Origin of the sequence: Onishia taeanensis (genome assembly GCF_003268885.1) — a bacterium.
In the GTDB taxonomy this organism is placed as follows: Bacteria; Pseudomonadota; Gammaproteobacteria; order Pseudomonadales; family Halomonadaceae; genus Onishia; species Onishia taeanensis_A.
Map to the genome: position 1 here is coordinate 160,574 of NZ_QLSX01000003.1, position 25,606 is coordinate 186,179.

A 25,606-nucleotide genomic window follows, 5' to 3' on the forward strand; every position below is an offset into this window, starting at 1 on the left:
TATGAGCGGCTCACAAACGTCTCACGACAACAGTCATGGCAGCGTCAAGTCCTATGTGACGGGCTTGGTTCTGTCCATCGTCCTGACCATCATTCCCTTCGGGGTAGTGATGAGCGGCGACTTCAGCCCCTTGGCGATGGTCGGCGTCATCACTGTGACAGCGGTGCTGCAGGTGCTGGTTCAGCTGGTGCTGTTCATGCACATGAGCGCTAAGACTGACGAAGGCTGGAACTTGACGTCGTTCGTCTTCGCCGTGGCGATCCTGGTTCTAGTCATCGGAGGTTCCCTGTGGATCATGCATCATCTAAACCTCAACATGATGATCGGATAACGCAGCCCTCCATGCTCAAGGACTACCTGACACTCACCAAGCCGGGGATCATCGGCGGTAACTTGATCTCCGTTCTGGGCGGCTACTTTCTAGCCGCCCAGGGCGGGTTCGATCTGCCGCTGTTTCTCTCTGCCGTGGTGGGTCTGGCGCTGGTGATTGCCTCTGGATGTGCCTTCAACAACGTCATCGACCAAGATATCGATCGCGTGATGCGGCGCACTCAGAATCGTCCGCTGGTACAGGGGCGCGTCACCGCGGGTGCTACGCTGTGGTTCGCCACGGCGCTGGGGCTGGCAGGCTTTGCCCTGCTGGCTCTGGGCACCAACGCCTTGACGGTTGGGCTGGCCACGTTTGGCTTCGTTATCTATGTCGTCGTCTACAGCCTGTGGATGAAGCGTCATTCCGAATACGGCACCCTGGTCGGTAGCCTCTCTGGGGCCATACCGCCGGTAGTGGGCTACTGTGCCGTCAGCGGCACCTTCGATACCGGTGCCATGACGCTGCTGACCATCTTCTGCCTGTGGCAGATGCCGCATTCCTATGCGATTGCCATCTTCCGCCTGGAAGACTATCGCGCTGCATCGATTCCGGTATTGCCGGTGGTGCGTGGCATTCACCGTGCCAAGCATCACATCCTCGGCTATATCCTGGCGTTCATTCCGGCGACCCTGGCGCTGAGCATTGCGGGCTATGCCGGCCCCGGCTACTTCATCGTCGCTCTGGGTATGGGAGTCTATTGGCTGTACCTGGCGTGTAAGGGCTATCGTGCCCAAGACGAGGAGCGCTGGGCCAAGAGCGTGTTCGGATTTTCCATTCTCACCATCACGGCACTGAGTCTGATGATGTCATTGGATGCCGCCCTCCCTAATGCGCCGCTTTTATGGACTTCGCTGCGCTGATCTCACCCTGATCTCTTTCAGAGCTCTCCCCGAACAATCCAAAGCGTTGAGACGACGGTGATAACCGTCGTCGACGCTTCCTCCTTCCTTCTGACTATACTGCTGATAAGGCACGCTTCATGTGTGTGCTTGAGGTCGGTTCATGACGATCTCTCCTGCTGATAGATGGAGGTATCCGGATGCTGACGCATGTCTGGGGCTTGATGGCCCATCCGCAACGCGAATGGAAACAGATCAAGGGAGAGCGCGAGACGCTCACCCACCTCTACGAGCATCATGTGCTGCTGCTGGCAGCCATCCCGGTCATCTGCTCCTATATCGGCACCACCCAGGTGGGCTGGGGGCTGGGGGGCGAGACCACGATACAGCTCGGCTACCTGGATGCTTTGGGGGCCGGCGTCGTTTTTTATCTGGTGATACTCTCGGCGGTGTATGCGGTGGGCAAGGTGATCCGTGCCATGGCCAAGCGTTTTACGCCCAACCCGCCGAAACAGAGCGAGTGCATCGTGTTCGCTGGCTATGTGGCCACGCCGATGTTCATCAGCGGTCTTGTGGCTATCTATCCCATTATCTGGCTGTGCCTGCTGGCCGGTATTCTTGGGCTCTGCTACACCGCCTATCTGCTTTACCTGGGCATTCCGGCTTTTCTCGACATCAGTCGCGAAGAAGGCTTCATCGTCTCCAGTTCCACACTCGGCATCGGGGTGCTCCTGCTAGAGGTGCTGCTGGGCCTGACAGTCCTGCTCTGGGGCTACGGGGAGCGCATCATCCTGGCACTGCTCGGGAACTGAGGCGCCAAAGGGTCGCATGTCCGCGCAGGAAGCGCTGGTTCGCGACCCATCATTACCGATACGCATGACAGACATGAACAGGGCAGCCCATTGGCCGCCCTGTTCATGTGCCGGGTTCTGTCATCTGCCTGGGCTCTGCGCTGTCGTTTACTGAAAGAGCTGGCGCTGCCGACCTTAGGCAAGACGCCGAGCCGATACCTGGCGATTGTCGGCTTATCTCCCATGATACGGGGTGCGGCATGTCGCCATCCCGCCTTGTGGCTATCTCGGGGCAGCACTAGAGTTTAAGTAGGCCCTGGCGAAACCATCCCCCTTGCGCGCGTCGCATTCAGGCCATGCCAAGCATCGAGCGCGAGGCTTGCCAGACCATTCTGTGCCATCAGCATTCATCAGGAGGATGTACCATGCACGCTGTCGATGTCATGACGCCAACGGTTATCAGTGTTTCCCCCGAGACAGGTGTCCAGGAAATTGCTCGCCTGTTGCTGGATCACCATATCAGTGCGGTACCCGTGATCGATGATGACCAGCATCTGCTGGGTATGGTCAGCGAAGGCGACCTGATGGGACGCGCCGAAAATCAGGCAGAGAAGCCCACGCCTTGGTGGCTGGCGCTGGTCTCTTCGGGGCCCGAAACGGCGGCCAGCTACATCAAGACACATGGCCATACGGCACGAGACATCATGTCCCACCCGGTGGTCGAGGTGGAGGAAGATGTCCGCGTCGCTGATATTGCCCGGCTACTCGAGAAGCGCCATATCAAGCGGGTGCCGGTGACCCGGGACGGCAAGTTGGTAGGCATCGTCAGTCGTTCCAACCTGCTGCAAGGCCTGGCCATCACTCCGCCGGCCAGCGAGGGAACGGTCGATGACCGCAGCCTGCGTGAAGCGCTCAGCAAGGAGATCGAGGACAAGCTCAACACCGTACGCGTCAACGTTATCGTCAAGGACGGAGTCGTCGAGCTGTGGGGCCTGGTCGCCAGTGATGAGGAAATGAAGGCGGTACAGCTGGCCGCCGAGAACCAGCCAGGCGTCAAACGGGTCGAGAACAATATGAGCCGCATGCCGCTGGGGTTTGGCGCCTTGTAGTATCTAGTAGTGTATTGCCTTAAGTGGCCTGCATTTCGTCAATTGCGACTAATCTGCGAGTGAGTGGTCGCTTTCTCGCGGTGATCGCCAACCGCTGTCGATCACATAATTTACTGGCGCAATCATGGAAAATGATCCACGTTAGAATAGGGATATAAAACACTGTTTGAAAATCCGGCTTGATTAGCGTTGTTAGTCAATTCGGTGAGTCGGAATGGTTGTTCAATGCGGTTGGCTGCGGCAGTCGATTAAGCGCGTTGGACGACATCGTCGGATAACAGTGCCGTGATCGGGATTTCTAACGGAGGAGATGAGTCATGAAGCGATTGATAGCGCCGGTGGCGGCTTGCGCCGTGGTGGGGGCCTTGGGTGTGTCGGGCAGTGCACAGGCAGAACAGATGAGTATTACACCGGCGGCCTACCTTGGCGCCGATGTCATGTTCTGGAACTTCGATCCGCAGGGAAGCTCCTCCGCCGAGAGCGAAGCGTTACGACTGAGAGCCGGCATGCAGTTCAACGACTACTTTGCCATTGAGGGCCACCTGGCCACCGGCGGGTCGGATTCGATTGGTGGCGTGGATATCGATCTGGATTACCTGGCAGGCATCTTCGCCAAGGGCTTCCTGCCGGTCTCCCGGGAATTCCGGCTCTATGCATTGCTGGGTGCCAGTGAGGTTTCCTTCAATGACGTCACTTTCAACGGCGATGACAGTGAGAGCGGTTTCTCCGGCGGTGTCGGCGCAGAGTTTGATATGAGCCGTAACCTGTCTTTCGGCGCCGACTACATCCGCTATCTCGATGAAGACAATTTCACCTTCGACGGTTTCAGTCTGGGCGCTACCTACCGCTTCTGATGCCGGCAGACGCTGCTGTGTTCTGGCGTCATGCATGACGCCAGCGGCCACAACCAGGCCCCGTCCATGTCAGTCATGGCGGGGCCTTTTGCCGAAGTGAGCGTGGGCGGGTGTCTCAGACCTGCTGATAGAGCCGGGCGCCGGCATCCCGGAAGGCTTGGGCCTGCTCCTCCATGCCCTTTTTTACCGCTTTCGGGTCATCGTCGAGGCGACGGTCAGATGCCTCGTCTCGGGTCTCTCCCTGGGTCCCGTCTTTGATCGCGTTATTGGAAACATGGTCTCGCACTTCCTGACTGATCTTCATCGAGCAGAACTTGGGCCCACACATCGAGCAGAAATGGGCCACCTTGGCCGAGTCCTTGGGCAGGGTCTCGTCGTGGTATTCCCTGGCCGTGTCCGGATCCAGCCCCAGATTGAACTGATCCTCCCAGCGGAACTCGAAGCGCGCCTTGGACAGCGCATTGTCCCGACGCTGGGCGGCGGGATGGCCCTTAGCAAGATCCGCGGCATGGGCGGCGATCTTGTAGGTGATGATGCCGGTCTTGACGTCGTCCTTGTTGGGAAGGCCCAAATGCTCCTTGGGGGTCACATAGCAGAGCATGGCGCAGCCGTACCAGCCGATCATGGCGGCACCGATGCCGGAGGTGATGTGATCATAGCCCGGCGCGATATCGGTGGTCAGCGGCCCTAGGGTGTAGAAGGGCGCCTCGTCGCACTCGGTAAGTTGCTTGTCCATGTTTTCCTTGATCAGGTGCATGGGCACGTGGCCGGGTCCCTCGACCATCACCTGGACGTCATGCTTCCAGGCGATGCGCGTCAGCTCACCGAGGGTCTCGAGCTCGGCGAACTGGGCCGCGTCGTTGGCATCGGCCACCGAGCCCGGGCGCAAGCCGTCTCCCAGCGAGAAGGCGACATCGTACTGCTTGCAGATCTCGCAGATTTCCTCGAAGTGGGTATAGAGAAAGCTCTCCTGATGGTGATAGAGGCACCACTTGGCCATGATCGACCCGCCCCGGGAGACGATGCCGGTGACCCGCTTTGCCGTCAGCGGCACGTAGCGCAAGAGCACGCCTGCATGAATGGTGAAGTAATCGACACCCTGTTCGGCCTGCTCGATCAAAGTGTCGCGAAACACCTCCCAGGTCAGATCCTGAGCCACGCCATTTACCTTCTCCAGCGCCTGGTAGATGGGCACGGTGCCCACCGGCACCGGCGCGTTGCGGATGATCCACTCCCGGGTCTCGTGGATGTTCTGGCCGGTGGATAGGTCCATGATGGTGTCCGAGCCCCAACGGATGCCCCAGGTCATCTTGTCGACCTCATCCTCGATCGAAGAGGTCACCGCCGAGTTGCCCAGGTTGCCGTTGATCTTCACCAGGAAGTTGCGGCCGATAATCATCGGCTCGGATTCCGGATGATTGATGTTGCAGGGGATGATGGCACGTCCGGCGGCCACCTCGTCGCGCACGAACTCGGGTGTGATCTCCTCGGGGAGCCTGGCACCGAAGCCCTGTCCTGGGTGCTGGTGGTCAAGGATGTGCTCTACCTCTTCCGAACCCGTATACGTTGAACAGCGCGCCTGGCGGCGCAAATTCTCGCGGATGGCGATGAACTCCATCTCCGGGGTGACGATGCCCTGGCGGGCATAGTAGAGCTGGGTGACGTTGCCGGCCTTGCCATCCTTTCCGGGGCTTGCGCGCCTTGGAGAGCGTTGCAACTCGAAGCGCAGTGGCGCCAGCATGGGGTCGTTGGCGCGGCGCCGGCCATACCCCGAACTGGGGCCATCCAGCCAGTCGGTGTCGTCGCGCTCATCGATCCAGGTTTGGCGCAGGGCAGGCAAGCCGCGGCGCAGGTCGATCTCGGCACCCGGATCGGTGTAGGGCCCGGAGGTGTCATAGACCAGCAGCGGCGGGTTGTGCTCGACGCCGTCGGTGGTGGTCGTTGGTGACAGGGCGATTTCGCGAAAGGGCACGCGGATGTCCGGGCGCGAGCCCTCGACATGGAGCTTGCGCGAGCCCGTCATGGGCGCGATGGCGGCCGCATCGACGCGGGCCTGCTCGTTGAGAAAGTGCTGGGTGTTGCTCATGCGATGTGTTCTCCCGGTAACATCAGGGAGGACAAGCGAAGGAGAGACAGGGGCAGGCGGTTTTCGGCACCGGCGGGGAAACGGCCTGCCTGTCGCTTGATCCCTACGCTGGTCCTAGCCAGGTCAGGTTCAACGGGATCCGTCCTGTCAGGCGCCTTTAGCGCCTGTTGGATGATCTCAGCCGGTATCACCGGCACCCCGTCAAGCGAGTGGTGGGAGCCTTGGCTCCCGGTGGTGGCTTGCAATGGCCGTTCGGCACCACCAAACCGAGCGGTCTTTTCCAGCGAGCCCATTTTGGCAGGCCCTGTGCGACAGGCCCTATGCGACAGGCCCTGTGAGACAGGCTCAGTTGCGCTGATCGAGGCCCATCTGCCAGAAATCGATCTCGAGCCGTGTGGCCTCGCTGAATATCTGGCTCAGTTCCTGGAAGCGTCGCGGCCCGACCTCCGCTAGGCGCGCATCGAGCCAGGCCATTTCATCCACCATGGCCTGCTGAAACTCGGGGCCTTCGTACAGCGTGATCCAGGCGTCAAAAGGGTTGGCCGCGCCGCGCACCGTGGTGGGTTGGGTATTGAGCCAGGTCGCGATTTCGCCGTAGCCGATCAGGCAGGGCGCCAACGCCACGTGGAGGTCCAGAAGGTCGCCGCGGTGGCCGGCCTCGAGCACATAGCGGGTATAAGCCAGTGTCTCGCGGGCCTCGGGCACTGCGGCCAGATCGGTCTCGGAAATGCCCCAATCGCGGCAGAAACCGACATGCAGGTCTAGTTCGGTATCCAGAATGGTCGAAAGCCCCGCCTTGGCCTGGCGCAGGTCGCTCAGGGTACGGCTCTTGTAGGCGGCCAGCGCGTAGGCGCGGGCAAAGTGGATCAGGAACAGGTAGTCTTGTTGTAGATAGCAGCGAAAGGCGTTTTGATCGAGGGTGCCGGCGCCGAGGGTGCGCACGAAGTCGTGCTCGATATAGCGGTGCCAATCCTGTTGGCAGGTGGCGGTGAGATCGCTGAAGCAGTAGCCCATCTGGCCTCCGGTGACGGTCGTGATCCGGGGCACGGGCAGGGTAGGCGTATCGGGGGCAAGGCGTAACCGGGCGAGACTGGTGCAGCCGTGCCCTGCCACCGCTTGATTCCTACGCCGGTACGAGCCGGATCAGGTTCAACGGGATCCCCCCTGTCGCGTGCGCTGGCACGGCGTTGGGCGGTCTCAGCCGGTATCACCGGCACCCCGTCAAGCGAGTGGCGACAGTCTAGCAGCTTGTCGTGTCCTTGCCAGTCCGCGCTATGCTTGCGCCGTATCCTGCACAACGACTCTTCCACTGAAATGAGGATGTCACGGATGATGTCAGCCGCTTCCCGGACGCCCGCTTTGACCCTGCTGGTAGCCGGCGACCCCGACCAGCTCACCGGCAGCTACGTCTATGACGCCCGCATCGCCGAGGCGCTGCGCGAGCGCGGCTGGGAGGTTGTGGTAGAAGGGCTCGCCGGGCGCTTCCCGACACCCGATCAGCAGGCGATCGAGAGTCTTGAGCGCGCCCTGACGCGACAGCCCGAAGGCGCTCGGGTGGTGCTCGATGCCATGGTGATGGCAGGTCTGCCCGAAGTAGTGGCGCGTCATGCCAACCTGCTCGAGCTCACCGCCCTGATGCATCATCCGCTGGCCGACGAGACCGGCCTGAGCGATATCCAGCGGGAAAGCTTTCGCGTCAGCGAGACGCTGGCACTAAGGGCGATGCATCGGGTGATCGCGACCAGCACCTTCACCGCCGAGCGGCTGGCCGATTTCGGTGTGCTGCCATCGCGCCTTCACGTGGTCGAGCCGGGGGTCACGCCAGTGCCATTGGCGAACAGCGTCGATCGCCATGTCGATGGTACTGAGCCCGCTCGGTTGCTTTGTGTGGCGAGCCTGACGCCACGCAAAGGGTATGAGGTGCTGATCGAGGCGCTCTCCGAGCTTTCCGACCTCAGTTGGCAGTGCGACTGTATCGGCGGCTTGGAGCTCGACCCTGACCATGCGAGTCGGGTCGAGGCGATGATTGAGTCAAAAGGGCTGGGTGAGTGGGTCTACCTGCTGGGGACCCGCTCGCCTGAGGCGCTTTCATCCTACTACGCAGAGGCGGATCTCTTCGTGCTGCCGTCCTATTACGAAGGCTACGGTATGGTGGTGACCGAAGCGCTGGCCCGTGGCCTGCCAGTGATTACCACCACCGGCGGCGCATTGCGTCATACCCTGCCTGAAGGCGCGGGTATGGCCGTAGAACCGGGAGATGCCAAGGCCTTGGCGACGGCACTGCGCCGCTGGTTCGAAGACGGCGAGCTTCGGGCTCAGTTACGTAAGGGAGCCGTTGAGGCCAGGCGCCAGCAGCAGGATTGGCACAGCGCTGCGCAGGCCTTCGCCGAGGCGCTCGGCGAAGGCTAGCGCTTTTCGCTACTGTCGCTATCAGCGGGCAGCGCCGGGGTACCAGACATAGTTCCAGGTTTCCGTCAGCGGTTGGCCACGCAGGGTTAGCGATAGCCGCATGTCGGCTGGCTGATCGCCGTCGGGCTGGAGGCGAAAACTCGCCCGCCATGTCTTGCCGTCGGGCAGCAGCTGCACCTGCGGCGTGAGGGTCTCGCCGCTGGACGTGGTCAGCGTCATCTCCACGGGTTGGCTGGCATCCAGGCTCGACAGCTCGCCGCCGCGAAAGTCGACGATGAAATGACGGCGACTCCTGGGCGGAGGATCGTCCTGGCCGGGTACGCCTCCCCAACCCTGGCGGGTATGCACCACACCGGCACGCTCGAGAGTCGGCGGATAGGCGCCGAAGGTCGAAGTGCGGTAGCGGTAGGTTCGTGACTCGCCGGCCTTGAAGGGCGCATCGGGCACCCAGTAGGCGATGATATTGTCGTTGGTCTCGTTCTCGGTGGGAATCTCTACCAGTTCCACACCGCCGGACCCCCAGTCACCGCCCTGTGGCGTTACCCACTGGCTGGGGCGCAGATCATAGCGCGCTTCCATGTCCAAATAATCGTCGAATGCACGAAGGCGTTGCACCAGGCCGAAGCCTTGGGGCGTGTCGTCGCGCAGTGAGGAGATATGCAGCTGCGAGGGATTGCTCAGCGGACGCCAGATCCACTCCCCCTTGGCGGTGTGCATCGACAGGCCGTTCGAGTCATGGACGCGGGGCCGATAGTCATCGTCGTGCACGCGCTCCAGACTCCCGTGCCAGAACATGCTGGTCAGCGGGGCGATGCCGAGCTTCTTCACGTCCTCGCGGGCAAAGAGACGTGCCTGAACATCGACGGTACTGGACTCGCCAGGGGTGATATCGAAGCGGTAGGCGCCACTGACCGAGGGACTGTCGAGCAGTGCTAGCACCTGGATATGCGTGGCGTCTGGTGCCGGCTGGACCAGCCAGAAGTCCGTGAACGCCGGAAACTCCTCGCCCTGTGGCGAGGCGGTGTCGATGGCCAGCCCGCGCGCCGATAGGCCGTAGCTCTGGTCGCGGCCGATCAGACGGAAATAGGACGCGCCGAGGAAGACCATAAATTCGTCGCGGTAGTCGCCGTGGTTGAGCGGGTAATGCAGGCGAAAGCCCGCGTAGCCGATATCGTTCCGGGCCTGGTCGTCGCTGGACTGTTTGGCCAGCGCCTCGCCGATGGGGGCCGCCGCATCGTCATAGCGGAAATACCCCTGATCGAAGGGCAGCGGTGACACGTCGACCTGGCCGCTGTTGTCGAGCGACTCGACCAGGTTCAGGCCTACCGGCTGGTTGTAGAGAAAACCGGTGTGGAATAGCTGCACCTCGAAGAGAGACTGATCGCGCCACAGGGCCTTTTCGGGACGGAAGCGAATCTGTCGGTAACGGTCATAATTTATGTCCTGCAAGGCTTCCGGCAAGGCGTTATCGTGAGCCTCGAACGGGGCCTGAGCGAGCTGTTTGGCCCGCGAGGTGACCTCGGCATACAGCGCGTCCAAAGACGCCATGCTGGTCTTGGCGCCGGTAGCTGACTGGCTTGTGGTGGCGTCGGTGGCTGCGGTGTCACTGCTCTGGGATTCCAGGCCCTGGGCGCCAGGGCTCTGCTCATCAGGGCTCTGAACATCGGAGCTTTGCGCATCAGAGCTTTGCGCATCGAGATTGGCATCTGCCGATGCATCGGCTGTCGGCGCTTCGGCCCAGGCCGGCGTTGCTATGCCGAGTCCAAGCCCAAACGAGGCGAGCCCCGTCCAGAGCAGGGTGGTGGTCAACAGGGTCGTCGCAAGACGTCCTGCCTGATCCGGGCGAGCATGGCTGGCTCGCCCTGACATCCCGCGTTGTATCAGCATTCCATGGCTCCAAGCGGTTCGGGTATAGGTAACAACGATGTTCGTTGTGTATCACGTCGTGCAACACGTTGTAGGCGGTTGGCTGAGGCTTGGCCACTACGAGAGGCCTCGCTAGGCGGCGTCGTGCCGAGGGGCGGCGAAGGTCTGTTCCGGCATTTCGCCGGGTAGCTCCTGCGGAGGTGGCCAGGGCTGCTCGCCATCTGGCACTTCTTCAGACGAGGACTGCGCTTGCAGCACAGCGGGCGGGCAGGTCTCGCTGGGCACCAGCAGCAGGCCGGCGCGGCGCAGGCTGCGGCCAAGCGTGAGGCTGCTGCTGAATCGGATCAGTGGCGCGGCCAGCATCAGGCCCAGCCACACAGGAGTCAGCCACCAGAAGAACACTGGGGTGTACCACCAAGTGACGCCGGCCCAGGCAAGTCCGACCAGACTGGCCTGCCAGGTATGCCGCCACGCCTCTCGCCACGCCACGGCGCGTCCTTCTCGGGATTGAGGGTCCCAGGCCACGGTGCGCCCGCTCAGTACGTTGATCACGAACAGGCTGTGGAACACCATCATCAGAGGCGCGATAAGCATCGCGAACAGGCTTTCGAGCACCACGCTGACGGCCAGCCGTGTGCGACCGCCGAAGGCGCGGGGACGGCGAGCCATCGCCAGACACATGCCCAGCACCTTGGGCATCAGCAGCATGGCCAGGGTGCCGCCCAGCAGGGGCATGATCAGGGGCGGTGGCGCAATCGGCCAGTCGGGAAACAGCTGGGCGTTGGAAGTGAAAAAATTGGGTTCGGCGATGGCGCGGATCAAGGCGTCGGCGGTGCTGATCACCAGGATCGACAGCCAGACCAGTGAGGAGATGTAGGCAAAGGCCCCGAACAGGAAGTGCAGCCGGCTCAGCGGGTGCAGGCCATGTCCGCCCAGCAGGCGCAGGTGCTGCAGATTGCCCTGCACCCAACGCCGGTCCCGTTTGGCGTAGTCGAGGATATGGCTGGGCATTTCCTCGAAGCTGCCGTCCAGGTCGGTCTGCATCTGCACCTGCCAGCCGCCACGCCGCATCAGTGCCGCCTCGACGAAATCATGGCTGAGGATGTCGCCTCCCAGCGGCGGCGATCCGGGCAGCTGCGGCAGACCGCAGTGGGCCATGAACGCTTCGGTGCGCATGATGGCGTTGTGGCCGAAGTAGTTGGCGGCGTCGGCATGCCAGAAGCTCAGGCCGGCGGCGAGCATCGGCGAGTAGAGCGAGGCGGCAAACTGGTTGGCTCGACCGAACAGGCTTTGCTGGTGCACAGGAATGGGGACAGTCTGCAGCAGGCCCAGCCGCGGGTTGGCCTCCATGGCGTCGATGAGCGCTGACACTGTGCTGCCGCTCATCACGCTGTCGGCATCCAGCACCAGCATGAAGTCGTAGCGCTTTCCCCAGCGACGGCAGAACTCCCCGAGGTTGCCGGCCTTGCGGCCGCTGTTGCTGTCCCGGTGGCGATAGTGCAACTGACAGGCGCCGTTCAGGCGACGCTGCAGGGCACCGATCGCAAGATGCTCCTGATCGACAATGGCATCGTCGGTACTGTCGCTCAGGACAAAGACTTCCAGCTGGCGCTGAGGCGTGTCGCCGGGCAGGTCGCGGCAGGTCGCCTCCAGCCCGGCGATGACCCCGCTGATGTTTTCATTGTGAATTGGCATCACCAGCGCGGTTTTCGATTGGGCGTCGCTGGGCGGTTGCGCTGGCTGGAGGCGGGCCAGAGTCACCGGATCGCGGCGGCACAGGCTCAGCACGAAGCCGATCACGGCACTCCAGAAGGCAATGATGATCCAACTGAACGTCAGGGCAAACAGCCCCAGGATGACCAGCTCCAGCGGCGTGATGCCGCCGACATAGAGGATCTGAAACATTGCCCAGATGCCCAGCGCGGCGGTGCCGGCGAACAGTCCGGCAAACAGGGCACGCCGGCTACGTCGCCAAGGGGGCCTGAACTGACGGCGGTTGGCGTGGGCAGAGGAACTGGGCGTCGTCGGGGCGCTGCGAAGTTCGTCAAGAGAACTCATCGGCGTACCACGCTGCGCTGCAGGAGACGGCTAGGGCTTGACTGTTCGTAGGCAGATGGCCTGGGCCGACCGACCCATGACCGACGGCGGCGCTGAGGTGCGCTGCGCGTCGAAAGTCTGGGTGCTGGGGCACCTGCTGTCCGGGGCGTACCTGCGCCGCACAGCGGGTGTTGTGGAGTCATCATCACTTCCAGTGGTTCTCCATTAGCCCCCGCCGGCAGTCCCTGCGCAATCCGGGGAGGAGATTTAAGTAAGCATCGGGGCGAGCTGTGGCATTAGGTGCGCTGTTCTTGTACTGCCCAGATGCGGATCTTGGTCTTGCCATGGTCGCGACAAACAGCGCGATTTGACGCTGAGCGAACGCAAAAAGCTTATCGGTGCTGCCTTTACCTGGGAAGCCAGTCAGGCGTGGCCGGTTCGCTCTGGCGTGGTGATGGCAACGCTCAGTGCATGTCGGACCTTCTATATTGGGCTCGTTACATCGAGCTCTGTATATCGGCTCTGTATATCGGCGCTATATCAGGATCAGGCTCGGTATAAACGCGTCTTTGTAAATAGCTTACGATCTATATTAGACGGAATCCGGCGCCGCATGTTCCCCATGCGGAGGCGTTCCAGGTGGACCCCGTTCTTCAGCACGCTCACTAAAGCCGTTTCACCACAACCACGTGCTGGGCTTGGCCGGTGCCTGGTCGGCGCGCACGGCCTTGAGGCCGATCACGCAGCGCAAGATCAGCCACAGCGCCAGCAGCGGCATGATCAGAAAGCCAATACCGATCACCCCGAGCAAAAAGGCGATGCAGCCGTAGAGAGCCCCGATCCAGAAGGTGCGGATCAGGTAGCGATAGTGTTCACGCAGCCAGGGTGAGGCATCGCCGCGGTAGACATAGGCCATGATGGCGCCGATCAGCGTGGTCACGCTGCCGGTGATCAGGCCGGCCAGATAGAGGACATAGATGATTTGAGTGACACGGGTGTCCTGCTCGGGCAGATAGGTCTGAGTCATGAGCTCTCTCGGCGTCAGTAGATGCGCGCACGGCGGAAGTCCGGGTCGCCGGCGGCTTCCTCGGGCGTCTTGCGGTAACGCTTGTATTCCCACTGGTACTGGGCTGGGTCCAGGGCGATGGCGGCCTCGACGCTTGCGTTCACGCCACTGGCCGAGGCGGTCTCGTCGGTATCAAAGACCCGTTCATCGGCGGCCAGGAAATGAAGCGCGAAGCCGCGCCCGGGGAGACGCCTGGCGACCCCGGTGACCACTCGCGCCTGGGTGCGGGCCACCAGTTTCGGCAGTAGGGTGGCGGTGTAGGCGGGGCGGCCATAGAAGGGGGCGAAGACGCCGCTGCCCCAGTCAGGCTCCTGATCCGGCAGGATACCGACGGCTTCGCAGCGCTTTAGCGCCTTGAGCAGTGCTGCCACACCGCGCGGGTTGGTCGGCACCAGCTGGGCGCCGCGCCGTTCGCGGCCATGGCGAATCACCGGGTCCAGCGGGGCGATTTTGGGCGGTTCGTACATGGCGGTGAACGGAAAGTGGCCCGAGAGCCAGAAGTTCAGCACCTCCCAGTTGCCAAAGTGGGGCGCCAGCACAATGACTCCTCGCCCCTCGGACCGGGCCTCATCGAGCAGTTCGCGGCCATGCACTTCGACGATCGATGCCTCGACCCGCTCGGGGTCGCCCATCCAGGCAAACCCCAGTTCGAGCATGGTGGCGGTGGAGTGGGTAAGGCTCTCGCTTGCCAGCCGGCGTCGCTCGGCGTCGCTTGCCTGGGGATAGACGACCGTCAGGTTGGTCTCGGTGATCTGGCGCTCGCGCTTGCTGAAACGGTGCACCAATGGGCCTGCGAACGTCGACAGCCGCCACAGGGTGCTCAGCCGGCGCCCGGCCAGACTACGCCACAGGGCGGTGATGGCGGTGGCCTGGAGGCGGTTGCGGCGGGAGGTGTCTTCACTCATCGACAATTCAGACCAGCCAGGTGGTGATATTGGCGGGTGGGCGTTGCTCCTGCAGGCCCTTGAAGCCCTTAACACAGCGGATGATCATCCACACCGCCAGAGCGATCAGCAGCGGGACGCCGATCACCACCAGCGTCAGGAGCGTAGCGATTAGGCCGTACAGCAGGCCGATCCAGAAGGTGCGGATCTGGTAGCGATAGTGTGCCTCGAGCCAGTCAGGCCCCTTGCCGCGGTAGACATAGGCGATGACCACGCCAATAAGCGGCGTGAAGCCAATCACCATGCCAGCCAGTAAGAGGCCGTAGACCACCATGGCCATGGTGGTGTCTGCCTGTTGAGGGGAGGGAGGCATCTCGGAAGGAGGCGTCTCGGGTGCGGGCGTCTGGGGCATGACATCGTCCTTGAATGAAACGGTTTGAGTGGAAATAGGCGAAAAAGCGAGCCTGGGCAATATGATACCTGCCCAGACAGGTGTTGCCATCACCGACGCGGGCGGGTGATCTCCAGCAGGTTGCCTTCCGGGTCGCGCAGATAGAGCGAGTCCACCGGCCCCTTGCCGCCAGCCCGGGCCACTGGACCAAGCTCCACTGGGATAGAAAGGGCGGTCAGGTGGCGCTCGACCTCGTCGAGCGGCAGGCGACTGGCGAAAGACAGCTCCATGCCGCCGGTGGCGGGCGTCGCTGCCTTGGGCGCAGCGGCGCTATCGGTGAGCTGCAGGCGCAGGGTCAGGTTGCCGAGGTGCAGGTCGGCATGGCCGGCGTCCTGCTCCTTGGCGTCCATGTCCAGGACGCGGCTGTAGAAATCCACGGCTCGCGGTAAGTCATCGACGTACATCACCAGGTGATCCAGAGCTGACAGCATGGGGTTCCTCCTTGGGTCGCCTGGGCGATCAGAGTAGGCTTGGCGGCGAATATTTTCATGAGCATACGACGATGACCCAGCCTCTGTCCTGCCCGCTGTGCGACGCGCCTGATGCGGTGGCCTACCATCGGGATGCGCGGCGCGACTACCTGCAGTGTCAGGTCTGCACCCTGGTCTTCGTGCCGCCTCATCAGCATCTGGATGCCGATGCCGAGCGTGCGGTCTATGACCAGCACCAGAATTCGCCGCAGGATGCCGGCTATCGACGCTTCCTGTCGAGGCTGCAGGCGCCCCTGCTTGCGCGGCTGACGCCCGGCGCAGAGGGACTCGATGTCGGCAGCGGCCCGGGGCCGACGCTCTCGGTCATGTTCGAGGAGGCGGGTCATCCGATGGCCATCTTCGACCCCTACTACGCTCCGGACCCGGCGCCGCTGTCACGAAGCTTCGATTTCATCACCGCCACCGAGGTGGTCGAGCACATGGCAGCCCCCGGTGACGAGCTCATCCGCCTGGCCGGGCTGCTGCGTCCAGGCGGCTGGCTGGGGCTGATGACCAAGCGGGTCACCAGCCACGAGGCCTTCGCCGGCTGGCACTATATTCTCGATCCCACCCATGTCTGCTTCTTCAGCGAAGCGAGCTTTAGCTGGCTCGCCGAGCGACTCGCCATGGACGTGACCTTTCCCGACCATGACGTCGTTCTCCTAAGGCGGTCTTCTAAGACTCTCTTCTAAGAATCTCTACTAAGACGTATTGATCAGGCGCACTGCTGAAACGTGCTGATTAAGCGTGTTGCCTCGGCGCCATGATCGTGCATGAACGAAGACGCAAATAGCGCTTGGCGACGAGCCGGGCCAAGCGTATATTCGCCGCGCGATTGCCCACATTGCGCCGGTGATGGCCGGCTTCTAGCCTGATGACGAGGTGGTGGAAACTTCCCCGCCGGCAAGATGATTATCGCGACTCACCCGCCGGGAGCGGCGGTGTTTCCCTCTCGTAGATGCGAGGCATGTCATGTCCCGGCAATTGCTTTCCTTGGCCCTTGCGCCCCTGCTGGGGCTCTTCATTCTCTGCATCGGCAATGGCTTCCTGGCCTCCCTGATCACCCTGCGCCTGGACGCGGCGGGTGAGTCCGCCGTGGTGATCGGCTGGGTGTCGTCAGCCTACTTCATCGGCTTGGCGCTGGGGGCGCTGTTCAATGACCGCCTGCTGCTTCGCATCGGGCACATCCGCGCCTATGGCTGCTTTGCTTCGCTGGTCGCGGTCACGGTGCTGCTGCAGGGCCTGTGGCTCGACCCTGTCAGCTGGTTCGCACTGCGCCTGATTGGCGGCTGGGCCACGGTGGGGGTCTATCTGGTCATCGAGAGCTGGCTGCTGGCCAGTGCCGATACCAAGGTACGTGGTCGCCTGCTAGCCATGTACATGATCTCTCTTTACGCCGCCGGCGTGATTGGTCAACTGCTGCTCGGCGCAACCAACGCCATGAGCGATGCCGCGCCCTTCATGGTGGTGGGCATGCTGGCCTCGCTGTCGGTGCTGCCCATGGCGATGATTCCGCGGGTATCGCCGCTGATCGAGCACGCCGAGCCGCTGTCACCGCTGCGGCTGATCACGCTGACGCCCACCGGGGTGATGGGCTGTTTCGGCTCGGGACTGGTCGTGGCAGCGGTTTATAGCCTGCTGCCCCTCTACCTACAGCGCAGCGGTCTGGGTGTCGCGCAGATCGGACAGATGATGGCGGTGGTGGTACTCGGGGCCATGCTGCTGCAATACCCGATCGGGCGCTGGTCGGACAAGCACGACCGTCAGTTGGTGCTGATCATCATCGGCGCCAGTACGGCGGGGCTGTCGATGGCGCTGCTGATGGTGCCGGGGGAGTCGTGGCTGACGGGCGGGCTGCTGTTCCTGCTGGGTGGTGGCGTCTTTTCACTGTATCCGGTCGCGGTCAGCCATGCTGCCGACCGGGCCCCGGCCGGTGCCCTGGTGCGCATGAGCCAGGGCTTGCTGCTGATCAATGCGTTGGGGTCCACGGTCAGCCCGCCGTTGATCACTCCGGTGATGGCAGCGTTCGGCGACGGAGGCCTGTTCTGGTCGATGGGCGCCGTGGGGCTTGGTCTGGTCGGCTTTTTCGTCTGGCGACGCAGCGTCCGCCCGGCGCCGCTGCCCATGGCGCCCTTCGTGGCCACCCAGACTCAGACCCTGGCAGGGGCTGAGCTTGGCGTCACCGACGCGCAGATACAGGGAGCCGTCGAGCACGAATACCTCGAGGACCTTTCTTTGGCAGTGCCGGATGTCGCCGTCGCCGAGCCTATCGTCGGCCCGCCGCCGGCCGATGAGGCGCATATCGCCTACTACGACGATGCCGACCCGCAAGATGTGTCGGAGGAAAAGCCGCATGGGATGTCCGGTGATGGCGGGCCGATCCGCAGTGAGACCGCGTCGAGCTCGCATTGAGATCAACGACTGAGGTCGACTATTGAGATCAACGACACGAGGCCAACGACAGTCGCTGCGGCTTTCGCCTAATGGCTTAGGTCCCGGTCGCCAACCTACTATCGCGGTTAACCTTTTCTCAAGAGATGCCCGCGATGACGCCCTATCACGCTCCGCTGCGCGACACCCGTTTCGTGCTCGAGGAACTCCTAGAGCACACCTCTCTCGACCTGCCCGGCTTCGAGGACACCAGCCCCGAGCTGCTCGATGCCGTGCTTGACGAAGCCGCTCGGCTGGCCGGTGAGGTCTGGGCGCCGCTCAACCTGCCCGGTGATCGCCAGGGCTGCCGCCGCCAGCCGGATGGCAGCGTGACGGTACCCGATGGCTTCATCGAGGCCTATCAGGCCTATGCCGAGGGCGGTTGGAACGGCATCGGCGTCGCCGAGGCCCAGGGGGGGCAAGGGCTCCCCGAGGTGGCGGCCAGTGCGGTGCAGGAAATGCTGCATGGTGCCAACATGGCGCTGGGGCTGTGTCCGATGCTCACCGCCGGTGCTATCGAGGCACTGTCGCATCACGGCAGCGAGGCGCTCAAGGCGCGCTACCTGCCGAAGCTGATCGAGGGCGTCTGGACCGGCACCATGAATCTCACCGAGCCTCAGGCGGGCTCGGACCTGTCTCGGGTTCGCACCAAGGCCATTCCCTGTGCTGACGGTGAGGGCGACCACTATCGCCTCCACGGCCAGAAGATCTACATCACTTGGGGCGAGCACGAGGCGGCCGAGAACATCATCCATTTGGTGCTGGCGCGCACCCCGGATGCTCCTGAGGGCAACAAGGGCATCTCCCTGTTCCTGGTGCCCAAGTTCCTGGTCGATGATAACGGTGCGCTGGGGGCCCGCAACGATGTCACCTGTGCGTCTATCGAGCACAAGCTCGGCATCCACGGCTCGCCCACCTGCACCCTGAGTTTCGGCGAAGGCGAGGGGGCTATCGGCTATCTGGTCGGTGAGCTCGGCCGCGGGCTCAATCATATGTTCACGATGATGAACGAGGCCCGCCACAAGGTCGGCATCCAGGGCATCGGCGTCGCCGAACGCGCCACCCAGCAGGCCTTTGCCTACGCCGCCGAGCGCAGCCAGGGCCGTGCGCCTGGTTCGCGCGGCGGCGAGTCGGCCGCGATCATCGACCACTTCGACGTGCGCCGCATGCTGCTGTCGATGCGCTCGCGCACCGATGCCCTGCGCGCTCTGGCACTTTATTGTGCAGCGCAGATGGATGTTGCCCGCCATCACGGCGATGCGGCGACCCGCGATGCCGCTCAGGCACGGGTCGACGTGCTGATCCCGGTGGTCAAGGCGTTCTCCACCGACCAGGCCGTCGATATCGCCTCGCAGGGGATACAGGTGCATGGTGGCATGGGCTATGTGGAAGAGACCGGTGCCGCTCAGCTGTGGCGCGACGCCCGCATTGCACCGATCTATGAGGGCACCAACGGTATCCAGGCGCTGGATCTCGCCGGGCGCAAGCTGGCCCGGGATGAGGGGGCCGCCCTTGCGGCTCTGCTCGATGAGGTAGAAGCCACCGCCGGGCAGCTCGCCGATAAGCTGGCGCTCAGCGCCCAGGGCGCCGCGCTGAAAGCCGGTGCCGATGACCTGCGAGCCGCCACGGCAGTAGTGCTGGCCGCCGGTCGCGATCCGGCTCAGGGCGCGGATGCCGTTCAGGCCTACGCGACTCCCTTTCTGCAACTGACGGGGCATGTGCTGTGCGCCTGGCAGATGGGACGCGCAGCGCTGGCCGCTGAGGCCGCGCTTGCCGCGGGGTCTGACGATCAGGCCTTCTATCGCGCCAAGTTGGCGAGTGCCGACTTCGTCCTGCGCCACTGGCTGCCAGTGGGGCGAGCCAACCGGGCGGTGATCGAGGCGGGGCTCGAGAGCCTGGCGATGGTGGGGCTCGATCACTGAGCACCTGCAGCATTTGGCACTGCAGCATTTTCCACAGAGAGGTAGGCTAGAGAGGATTGGGCGATGTGAGGCGCGTCGCCCGCCTTCTTGTTCCTGTCGGCGCCTCTGGCAGCAGTCGCTGCCAGCGGGGCGGCATCACGGAGACCCTCAACATGAGCATTTCCCGCATCGGCGTCGTCGGCGCCGGCACCATGGGCCAGGGCATCGCCCAGGTGCTGATCACCAGTCACCATCAGGTCGCGCTTTATGATGTCAGCGATGATGCCCTGGCAAATGCCAAGGAGAAGATCGGCAAGGGCCTGGCCCGGCTGGTCGACAAGGAAAAGCTAAGCGACGAGGATCGCCAGGCGGCGCTCGATCGCCTTACCCTGACCACCAGCCTCGACAGTCTGCATGATCGCGAAGTGATCATCGAGGCTGCCCCGGAAGACCCGGCGCTCAAGGAGAAGCTCTTTGCTGATCTGAGCCATCTGAACCATGAGGCGATTCTCGCCTCGAACACGTCTTCGCTGTCGCTCACTCGTCTCGCGGCGGTATGCGAGCGCCCCGAGCGGGTAGTGGGCATGCACTTCTTCAACCCGGTGCCGGTATTGGGGCTGGTCGAGGTGATTCGCGCCGAGCAGACCAGTGACGCCACCGTCGCGAGGATCGAGCAACTGACCGAGGCGCTGGGCAAGACGCCGGTGGCCATCGCCGACTCACCGGGGTTTGCGGTCAACCGCCTGCTGGTGCCGATGATCAACGAAGCCGCCTTCCTGGTGCAGGAGGGCGCCGCCAGCCCAGAGGCCATCGACGAGGCCATGCAGCTCGGTGCCGCTCACCCCATGGGCCCGCTGAAGCTCGCTGACCTGATCGGGCTGGATGTATGCCTGGCCATCATGGAGGTGCTGCAGGAGGGCTTTGGTGATCCCAAGTACCGCCCCTGCCCGCTGCTCAAGCGGATGGTGGCCGCGGGCTATCTGGGCCGCAAGAGCGGTCGCGGTTTCCACGTCTACGAGTAGGATGATGGTGATGCGCGCTTGCCGGGCCGCCTGAGGTCGGCTCGGCGCAACCTGCGGGGCTTCAGTAGCCGATTTTTCGCTTGCACAAGACCTTGTTCAAGACAAAGGTGGGATCGTTTGCCAACCGAGCGCTTGCTAGGTTGGACAGCATCGGCCCTCGGTGCCCGGGGGCGAGTCCTACCACACAGGAGTCATCATGAACGACGCACCGATCCATCTGGCCATCGACGCCGGTATTGCACGCCTGACCATGAACCGTCCCAAGGCCCTCAATGCCCTCAATTCGGCGTTGCTCAGCGAGCTTGCCGGCATCCTCGATGACCTGGAGGCCCGCGATGACCTGCGGGCGGTACTGATCACCGGCGAAGGCGAGAAGGCCTTTGTGGCCGGTGCCGATATAGCCGAGATGCGAGACAAGACCCCTGATGAAGCTCGCGCCTTCGCCAGCCAGGCGCTGACCACCATCAAGCGTCTGGAGCGTCTGCCGGTGCCGGTAGTCGCGCTGGTCAACGGCTTCTGCCTGGGCGGCGGCTGCGAGCTGGCGCTGGCTTGCGACTGGGCGGTGGCCAGCGACAACGCCGTGTTCGGCCAACCCGAAGTGTTGCTCGGCGTGATTCCCGGCTTCGGCGGCACCCAGCGCTTGCCGCGCCGGATCGGTCCTGCCATGGCACTGGATCTGGTCACCACCGGGCGCAAGATCGATGCTCAGGAAGCCCTGCGCATCGGCCTGGTCAATCAGGTGATGCCCCAGGCCGAGCTCGAGCAATACGCCGAGACTCTCGCCAAGCAGCTCGGCGGCAACGGCCCGCAGGCCGTGCGCAGCGCCAAGCAGGCCGTACACGACGGGATGGACCAGGATCTCGACAGCGCCTTGGCCCTGGAAACCAGCCTGTTTGCGCTGGGCTTTGCCGGTAGCGAGCAGAGCGAAGGCATGAGCGCCTTCCTCGAGAAGCGCAAGCCGAGTTTCTAGGCGGCAAGCGCCTTCCAGCAAACGTTAACGGCCGTGGTGATAACACCACGGCCGTTTTTTATGCGCTGGGCATTATTTTTGCCACGTTATGCCATGCCTGCGTCGATCACGGCTTTTGGGGGGCGGCGGGCCGCTTCCAGCGGAGCATACGCGTTGCAATGGCGGTGCCGATCAGCGTGATCGCCATGCCGGCCAGTATTTGCAGGCTGAGTACCCCATCCAGCAGCAGATAGCCCCATAGCAGCGCACTCACCGGCACCAGAAAGGTGACGGTCGACGTCGCGGTGGCCCCGGCACTCGACAGCAGGCCGAAATACAAGAGGAAGGCCAGCGTGGTGCTGAAGGCCGCCAGTGCCAGGCCGTTGCTCCAGGCCACGGCGCTGATCGGCTCTGTTGGCCACAGCAGCAGTCCGGGAACCAACAGTATCAGCGCCGACATGGCGGTACTGCCCGCCGCCAGCACGCGCACCGGAAGGTGAGACAGATAGGTCTTCGAATAGTTGGTGGCGACCCCATAGCAGAAGGTCGCACCCAAAGCCGAAAGGATGAACCAGCCATCGCCGCCCAGGGCGAAATCCAGCCGATTCGCCGAGAGCACATAGACGCCGAAGAAGGCCAGGGCCAGGCCGAGATACTGCTGGCGCTGCACGGGCGTGGTGAAGAACAGCGCGCCCAGCAGGGCGGTGAAGATCGGCGTGGTGGCGTTGATCAATGAGGTGAAGCCTGCCTCCAGCCGGGTAGTCGCCAGGGCTAGCAGGCAGAACGGCAGCACATGATTCACAAGTCCAAGCAATAGCAGGCGGCCCTTGTTCTCCCACACCAGCTTCAGGTAGCCCACCCCTAGCAGCAGCGGCACCAACAGCAGCGCGCCCACACCCATGCGCACCAGAATCAATGGCACCGGACCGAATTCCGGCACGGCTACCCGCATGAAGATGAATGACATGCCCCATAGGGTAGAGAGAAAGACCAAGCGAAGCGTATCGGCGGGTGACATCCAGCATCCTTGTGTCGGCAGGGGGAGGCAGCAGGTTACGGCCGATAGGGGGCTAACGGAAGTCTGTTTCGACCAAAGCGATGCTGGCGGTGGAACGCCGGATGACCTAGCGTAATAAGCTGATGGACAACATTCGACTATCCGGCAGAGGCGGCGACGCCTCTGCCTTTTTTTGTTGCTGAATTCATGCATGATCTGGCCATGATCATGAATGCCACGCTAACCATAGCCCATCGCAATGCAACGAGTGGCCCGGCTTTGCATTGACGCCTTGTTACCCCTTACGTCTGTCCCTTTCTCCTGGCGATATATGTCTACGCCTCTTATCCCCGCTCCATCAGGCGTTTGAGATCGCTGACCATCGAAGGAATCGGATCACTGTTGCGCATCAGCAGGCGAGCGTCGCCTTGTTCGTTGAAGACGAAAATGCCGCTTGAGTGCGAGACGTCATAGTTGCCGTTTTCGTCCTTTTCGCCATAGCCGTAGCTGACCCGGTAGCGGTTGGTCAGCGCATCGAGTTGGGCGGTGCTGCCGGTAAGGCCGATGAACTGTGGCCCGAATACGTCGGTGTATTGCCGGAGCCTCGCCGGGGTATCGCGCTCCGGGTCTACGGAAACGAACAGCACCTGTATATCGTCACGAGCGGGTTCATCAAGCTTCTTGATAGCAGCCGTCATCCGCGCCAGGGATGTGGGGCAGACATCCGGACAGTGCGTGTAGCCGAAGTACAGCAGGGTGGTCTTGCCGGTATAGGCGTCTTCTTCGACCTGCTGGCCGTTCTCGTCCATCAGGCTCAAATCAAGGGCCGGCATGATGTCGGAGATATCCGAGGTGTGCCAGTTGGGGTCTTCGCAACCTGCCAGCAACACTGACAAGAGGATCGGAGAAAGCCACTTGAGCATCAGGGGGCTCCTGGACGTGGTCAGTGCATGGTCACGGGGGAAACGACCTCAAAAGTGGCAGGCAACTGCTGGCCGTCTGCGAAGAGCAGCACCACCTCGACGTCATCACCCACTTCCAAGGGGGCGACGCGGTTCATGAACATAAGGTGATAGCCTTTCGGCGCAAACTCAAAGCTTTTACCGGCGGCAATGTCGATTGCCGGCACGGCCTGCATGCTGGCCATCCCGTCCTTTTCCATGCTCATGTGAATCTCGGTATTTTTGAAGGCGTCGGTCTGAGCGCCCACCAGCGTCACGTCTTCAGCGCTATCGTTTTGCAGGCTGAAGTAGCCGGCGCCTGGCATATCGCCCGGCAGAAGGCTGAGCCGAGCATCCTGAAGGGAAAGCTCTTGTGCGTGCGCCATGCCGCCGGTCAGCAGTAGTGCCAACAGTCCGCAGGCCCACTTGCCACGCGCGTGTGTCAGAGCACGGGTTCTTTGCTTGTTCGCCATCAGGATGTTCTCCGCTGGGGTGGTGTCAACGCCATGCCATGATGATACGGCGCTTCAGGGGGATCTCGCCGATCCAGACCTGACCGACCACTGTGAAGGTTTGGACCGGCAGGCCGGACAAGACAAGCGTATGTCGTGAAGCCGGGTAGTCGTTTCTTGATCAGCAGATAGCCGACAGGCCACAGTTCGAGGTGTATTCGCGCGAGTTCACGTCGAGCGTGAGGCGCTTACGACTGGTGTCGTAGAAAAAGGAAGCATAGCCGTCGTCGTCTGCCGTCTTGTAGGCGCCGCAGATGCCATAGCCGTACTGCACTTCCTGCAGGTTTTGCAGTTCGATCGCGCTGGAGGTATCGAGGGAGGTGGCCAGCGCCTGCTGGATTTCGCCGTCCACACTGTCGTCAGATATGGCTTGGCCGCCAAAGATCAATGCTGCGAGGGCAATAGTGCCGATCACAGGGACGATGATCATGAGTAAAAACGGGCGTGAAATAGTCATGACGAGCATTTTATGGAGAATCCAGCAGGCCGGGCAAGCGGGCCGCTATGCGGCGGATTGTCCTACCTGACGTTCGGCCATGACAGGCGCCGGTCGACAAGGGTAGCGTGGAGCTCTACGTCTTAAGCCCTAAGCCAGGAGGCGATGATGAACCATCCCGAACTCGACATGGACGACGTGCAGCGTCGCTTGCTGGAACAGCGTAAGCAACTGGTGGAAGAGAGCGATGCCAGCGCCGATAGCCGCGATACGGTGGCGCTTGACCAGACCAGCACCGGGCGACTGACGCGTATGGATGCGTTGCAGACACAGGCCATGGCGCAGGCTGCCCAGCGGCGTCGTGAGGCGGCGATTCGCTTCATTGACCTGGCGCTCAAGCGTATCGACGACGACTGCTTTGGTGAATGCATCGAATGTGGTGAGTACATCGCGACCAAGCGACTGGGGCTGAATTACGCCACCCTGAAGTGCATCGACTGCGCTGAATAGCGCGCTGCGCCTGGGCAACGACATGGCGTCAATGATTCAATAGCGCCTCTGGATCGCACTTCTGATCGCGTTGCTGACAGAAATGTTGATCGCGCTTTGGTTTCAACCTCTTCAGGACGCTTCTCATGCCTATTCCTCCACCTTCCAAGCCCGGTAGCGACGAGACTGCTCGCACCATGTTGCGCCTGCTCGGCGGTTTCGCTGCGCCGGCGGCCATCTATCTGGTTGTCTGGGAGGCTGTGGCACGCTGGGTGTTGCCCAATATTGCCGCAAGCGGCAAAGGCTTCGTTATCGACCTGTCTAGCGTGTTGATTCCCTGCGTCGGCGTGCTGGCAAGCATCTTCATCACGGGCGTAAAGGCCGGCCGGATGCTGGGCGGCGGCGTGATGGCGGTGTTCTTCCTGATCCTGTATTTCTCGTCCGGCGTGGCGTTCAGCTGGTCGCCGGTCGGCCTTACCTTCGCGGGCATCGCGTTGGCATGGGGGCTTGCTCGCTTCTGCCCGACGATGAAGCCTGATCTGAGCACCGCGTTTGGCTAGTCCGGGCCTCAATCCGCTATTTCCAAGACACCTACACGACAATCTCAACACACGCCCAAGCACGCATCAGACCCTCCTGGCGCCGGCAATCAGCTGCTCATCTAAGTATCTAAGTATCTAAGTATCTAAGTATCTGA

The 25,606-nt window shown here is 62.6% G+C and carries 25 protein-coding genes and 2 riboswitches; of the genes, 13 read left to right on the forward strand and 12 right to left on the reverse strand.

Annotated elements, in window-relative coordinates; genetic code table 11:
• Nucleotide 1: 1 nt before the first annotated feature.
• The 5 genes from cyoD (at nucleotide 2) to BCL93_RS05580 (ending at nucleotide 3,963) form a co-directional block, all read left to right on the forward strand.
• Complete coding sequence (cyoD, locus tag BCL93_RS05560; protein ID WP_112054118.1) at nucleotides 2-331, forward strand: cytochrome o ubiquinol oxidase subunit IV; 330 nt, start codon at nucleotides 2-4, stop codon at nucleotides 329-331.
• A gap of 11 nt (nucleotides 332-342) precedes the next feature.
• Complete coding sequence (cyoE, locus tag BCL93_RS05565) at nucleotides 343-1,230, forward strand: heme o synthase (RefSeq protein WP_112054119.1); 888 nt, start codon at nucleotides 343-345, stop codon at nucleotides 1,228-1,230.
• A 179-nt stretch (nucleotides 1,231-1,409) separates the two neighbouring features.
• On the forward strand, nucleotides 1,410-2,021 hold the full coding sequence (locus tag BCL93_RS05570) for a Yip1 family protein (RefSeq protein WP_112054120.1): 612 nt from the start codon (nucleotides 1,410-1,412) through the stop codon (nucleotides 2,019-2,021).
• A gap of 404 nt (nucleotides 2,022-2,425) precedes the next feature.
• The gene (locus BCL93_RS05575; protein WP_112054121.1) at nucleotides 2,426-3,109 is read left to right on the forward strand and encodes a CBS domain-containing protein; all 684 of its coding nucleotides are present in this window, start codon (nucleotides 2,426-2,428) and stop codon (nucleotides 3,107-3,109) included.
• 317 nt (nucleotides 3,110-3,426) lie between these two features.
• Nucleotides 3,427-3,963 (forward strand): porin family protein, encoded by a 537-nt coding sequence (locus BCL93_RS05580; RefSeq protein ID WP_112054122.1) that lies wholly within the window; start codon nucleotides 3,427-3,429, stop codon nucleotides 3,961-3,963.
• 115 nt (nucleotides 3,964-4,078) lie between these two features.
• Here the strand turns inward: BCL93_RS05580 and thiC are convergent, their stop codons facing one another.
• Both thiC and tenA read right to left on the reverse strand, forming a co-directional pair.
• A complete protein-coding gene (gene thiC / locus BCL93_RS05585; protein ID WP_112054123.1) occupies nucleotides 4,079-6,049 on the reverse strand; it encodes a phosphomethylpyrimidine synthase ThiC in 1,971 nt (656 codons plus the stop codon).
• A gap of 83 nt (nucleotides 6,050-6,132) precedes the next feature.
• Nucleotides 6,133-6,260: riboswitch (TPP riboswitch) on the reverse strand.
• A 134-nt stretch (nucleotides 6,261-6,394) separates the two neighbouring features.
• A complete protein-coding gene (gene tenA / locus BCL93_RS05590; protein ID WP_112054124.1) occupies nucleotides 6,395-7,063 on the reverse strand; it encodes a thiaminase II in 669 nt (222 codons plus the stop codon).
• Nucleotides 7,064-7,152: 89 nt separating this feature from the next.
• Nucleotides 7,153-7,280: riboswitch (TPP riboswitch) on the reverse strand.
• A gap of 98 nt (nucleotides 7,281-7,378) precedes the next feature.
• On the opposite strand from tenA, the gene BCL93_RS05595 reads away from it, so the two are divergent.
• Nucleotides 7,379-8,458: a glycosyltransferase family 4 protein gene (locus tag BCL93_RS05595; RefSeq protein ID WP_258395999.1), complete on the forward strand. Its 1,080-nt coding sequence runs from the start codon at nucleotides 7,379-7,381 to the stop codon at nucleotides 8,456-8,458.
• Nucleotides 8,459-8,479: 21 nt separating this feature from the next.
• Here BCL93_RS05595 and BCL93_RS05600 read toward each other — a convergent pair whose 3' ends face one another.
• From BCL93_RS05600 to BCL93_RS05625, 6 genes are all read right to left on the reverse strand, one after another.
• Nucleotides 8,480-10,345, reverse strand: a complete 1,866-nt coding sequence (locus BCL93_RS05600; protein WP_258396000.1) for a glucan biosynthesis protein — start codon at nucleotides 10,343-10,345, stop codon at nucleotides 8,480-8,482.
• Between the two features lie 111 nt (nucleotides 10,346-10,456).
• A complete protein-coding gene (mdoH, locus tag BCL93_RS05605; RefSeq protein ID WP_112054125.1) occupies nucleotides 10,457-12,382 on the reverse strand; it encodes a glucans biosynthesis glucosyltransferase MdoH in 1,926 nt (641 codons plus the stop codon).
• A gap of 655 nt (nucleotides 12,383-13,037) precedes the next feature.
• Nucleotides 13,038-13,388, reverse strand: a complete 351-nt coding sequence (locus BCL93_RS05610; protein WP_112054126.1) for a DUF4870 family protein — start codon at nucleotides 13,386-13,388, stop codon at nucleotides 13,038-13,040.
• 14 nt (nucleotides 13,389-13,402) lie between these two features.
• Nucleotides 13,403-14,332 carry a lysophospholipid acyltransferase family protein gene (locus BCL93_RS05615; protein WP_112054127.1) on the reverse strand — a complete coding sequence of 310 codons (930 nt, stop codon included), beginning with the start codon at nucleotides 14,330-14,332 and terminating at the stop codon, nucleotides 13,403-13,405.
• Between the two features lie 7 nt (nucleotides 14,333-14,339).
• Nucleotides 14,340-14,723, reverse strand: a complete 384-nt coding sequence (locus BCL93_RS05620) for a DUF4870 family protein (RefSeq protein WP_258396001.1) — start codon at nucleotides 14,721-14,723, stop codon at nucleotides 14,340-14,342.
• Between the two features lie 89 nt (nucleotides 14,724-14,812).
• Nucleotides 14,813-15,193 (reverse strand): VOC family protein, encoded by a 381-nt coding sequence (locus tag BCL93_RS05625; protein WP_112054128.1) that lies wholly within the window; start codon nucleotides 15,191-15,193, stop codon nucleotides 14,813-14,815.
• A 71-nt stretch (nucleotides 15,194-15,264) separates the two neighbouring features.
• On the opposite strand from BCL93_RS05625, the gene BCL93_RS05630 reads away from it, so the two are divergent.
• From BCL93_RS05630 to BCL93_RS05650, 5 genes are all read left to right on the forward strand, one after another.
• A complete protein-coding gene (locus BCL93_RS05630) occupies nucleotides 15,265-15,924 on the forward strand; it encodes a class I SAM-dependent methyltransferase (RefSeq protein WP_112054129.1) in 660 nt (219 codons plus the stop codon).
• A 280-nt stretch (nucleotides 15,925-16,204) separates the two neighbouring features.
• On the forward strand, nucleotides 16,205-17,644 hold the full coding sequence (locus tag BCL93_RS05635; RefSeq protein ID WP_112054130.1) for an MFS transporter: 1,440 nt from the start codon (nucleotides 16,205-16,207) through the stop codon (nucleotides 17,642-17,644).
• Nucleotides 17,645-17,778: 134 nt separating this feature from the next.
• On the forward strand, nucleotides 17,779-19,584 hold the full coding sequence (locus BCL93_RS05640) for an acyl-CoA dehydrogenase (protein WP_112054131.1): 1,806 nt from the start codon (nucleotides 17,779-17,781) through the stop codon (nucleotides 19,582-19,584).
• Between the two features lie 152 nt (nucleotides 19,585-19,736).
• The gene (locus tag BCL93_RS05645; protein WP_112054132.1) at nucleotides 19,737-20,585 is read left to right on the forward strand and encodes a 3-hydroxybutyryl-CoA dehydrogenase; all 849 of its coding nucleotides are present in this window, start codon (nucleotides 19,737-19,739) and stop codon (nucleotides 20,583-20,585) included.
• Nucleotides 20,586-20,781: 196 nt separating this feature from the next.
• Entirely contained in the window at nucleotides 20,782-21,555 is a 774-nt protein-coding gene (locus tag BCL93_RS05650; protein WP_112054133.1) for an enoyl-CoA hydratase-related protein, read from the forward strand.
• A 106-nt stretch (nucleotides 21,556-21,661) separates the two neighbouring features.
• Here BCL93_RS05650 and BCL93_RS05655 read toward each other — a convergent pair whose 3' ends face one another.
• From BCL93_RS05655 to BCL93_RS05670, 4 genes are all read right to left on the reverse strand, one after another.
• Entirely contained in the window at nucleotides 21,662-22,552 is an 891-nt protein-coding gene (locus BCL93_RS05655; protein ID WP_112054134.1) for a DMT family transporter, read from the reverse strand.
• A gap of 323 nt (nucleotides 22,553-22,875) precedes the next feature.
• Nucleotides 22,876-23,454, reverse strand: a complete 579-nt coding sequence (locus tag BCL93_RS05660) for an SCO family protein (RefSeq protein WP_112054135.1) — start codon at nucleotides 23,452-23,454, stop codon at nucleotides 22,876-22,878.
• A gap of 20 nt (nucleotides 23,455-23,474) precedes the next feature.
• Nucleotides 23,475-23,945, reverse strand: a complete 471-nt coding sequence (locus BCL93_RS05665; protein ID WP_112054136.1) for a copper chaperone PCu(A)C — start codon at nucleotides 23,943-23,945, stop codon at nucleotides 23,475-23,477.
• Between the two features lie 160 nt (nucleotides 23,946-24,105).
• Entirely contained in the window at nucleotides 24,106-24,450 is a 345-nt protein-coding gene (locus tag BCL93_RS05670; RefSeq protein ID WP_258396002.1) for a hypothetical protein, read from the reverse strand.
• Nucleotides 24,451-24,588: 138 nt separating this feature from the next.
• Here BCL93_RS05670 and BCL93_RS05675 point away from each other — a divergent pair, with 138 nt between their 5' ends.
• Both BCL93_RS05675 and BCL93_RS05680 read left to right on the forward strand, forming a co-directional pair.
• A complete protein-coding gene (locus tag BCL93_RS05675; RefSeq protein ID WP_112054137.1) occupies nucleotides 24,589-24,930 on the forward strand; it encodes a TraR/DksA family transcriptional regulator in 342 nt (113 codons plus the stop codon).
• Between the two features lie 176 nt (nucleotides 24,931-25,106).
• Nucleotides 25,107-25,469: a hypothetical protein gene (locus BCL93_RS05680; RefSeq protein WP_146742465.1), complete on the forward strand. Its 363-nt coding sequence runs from the start codon at nucleotides 25,107-25,109 to the stop codon at nucleotides 25,467-25,469.
• The last annotated feature ends 137 nt before the right edge of the window (nucleotides 25,470-25,606 follow it).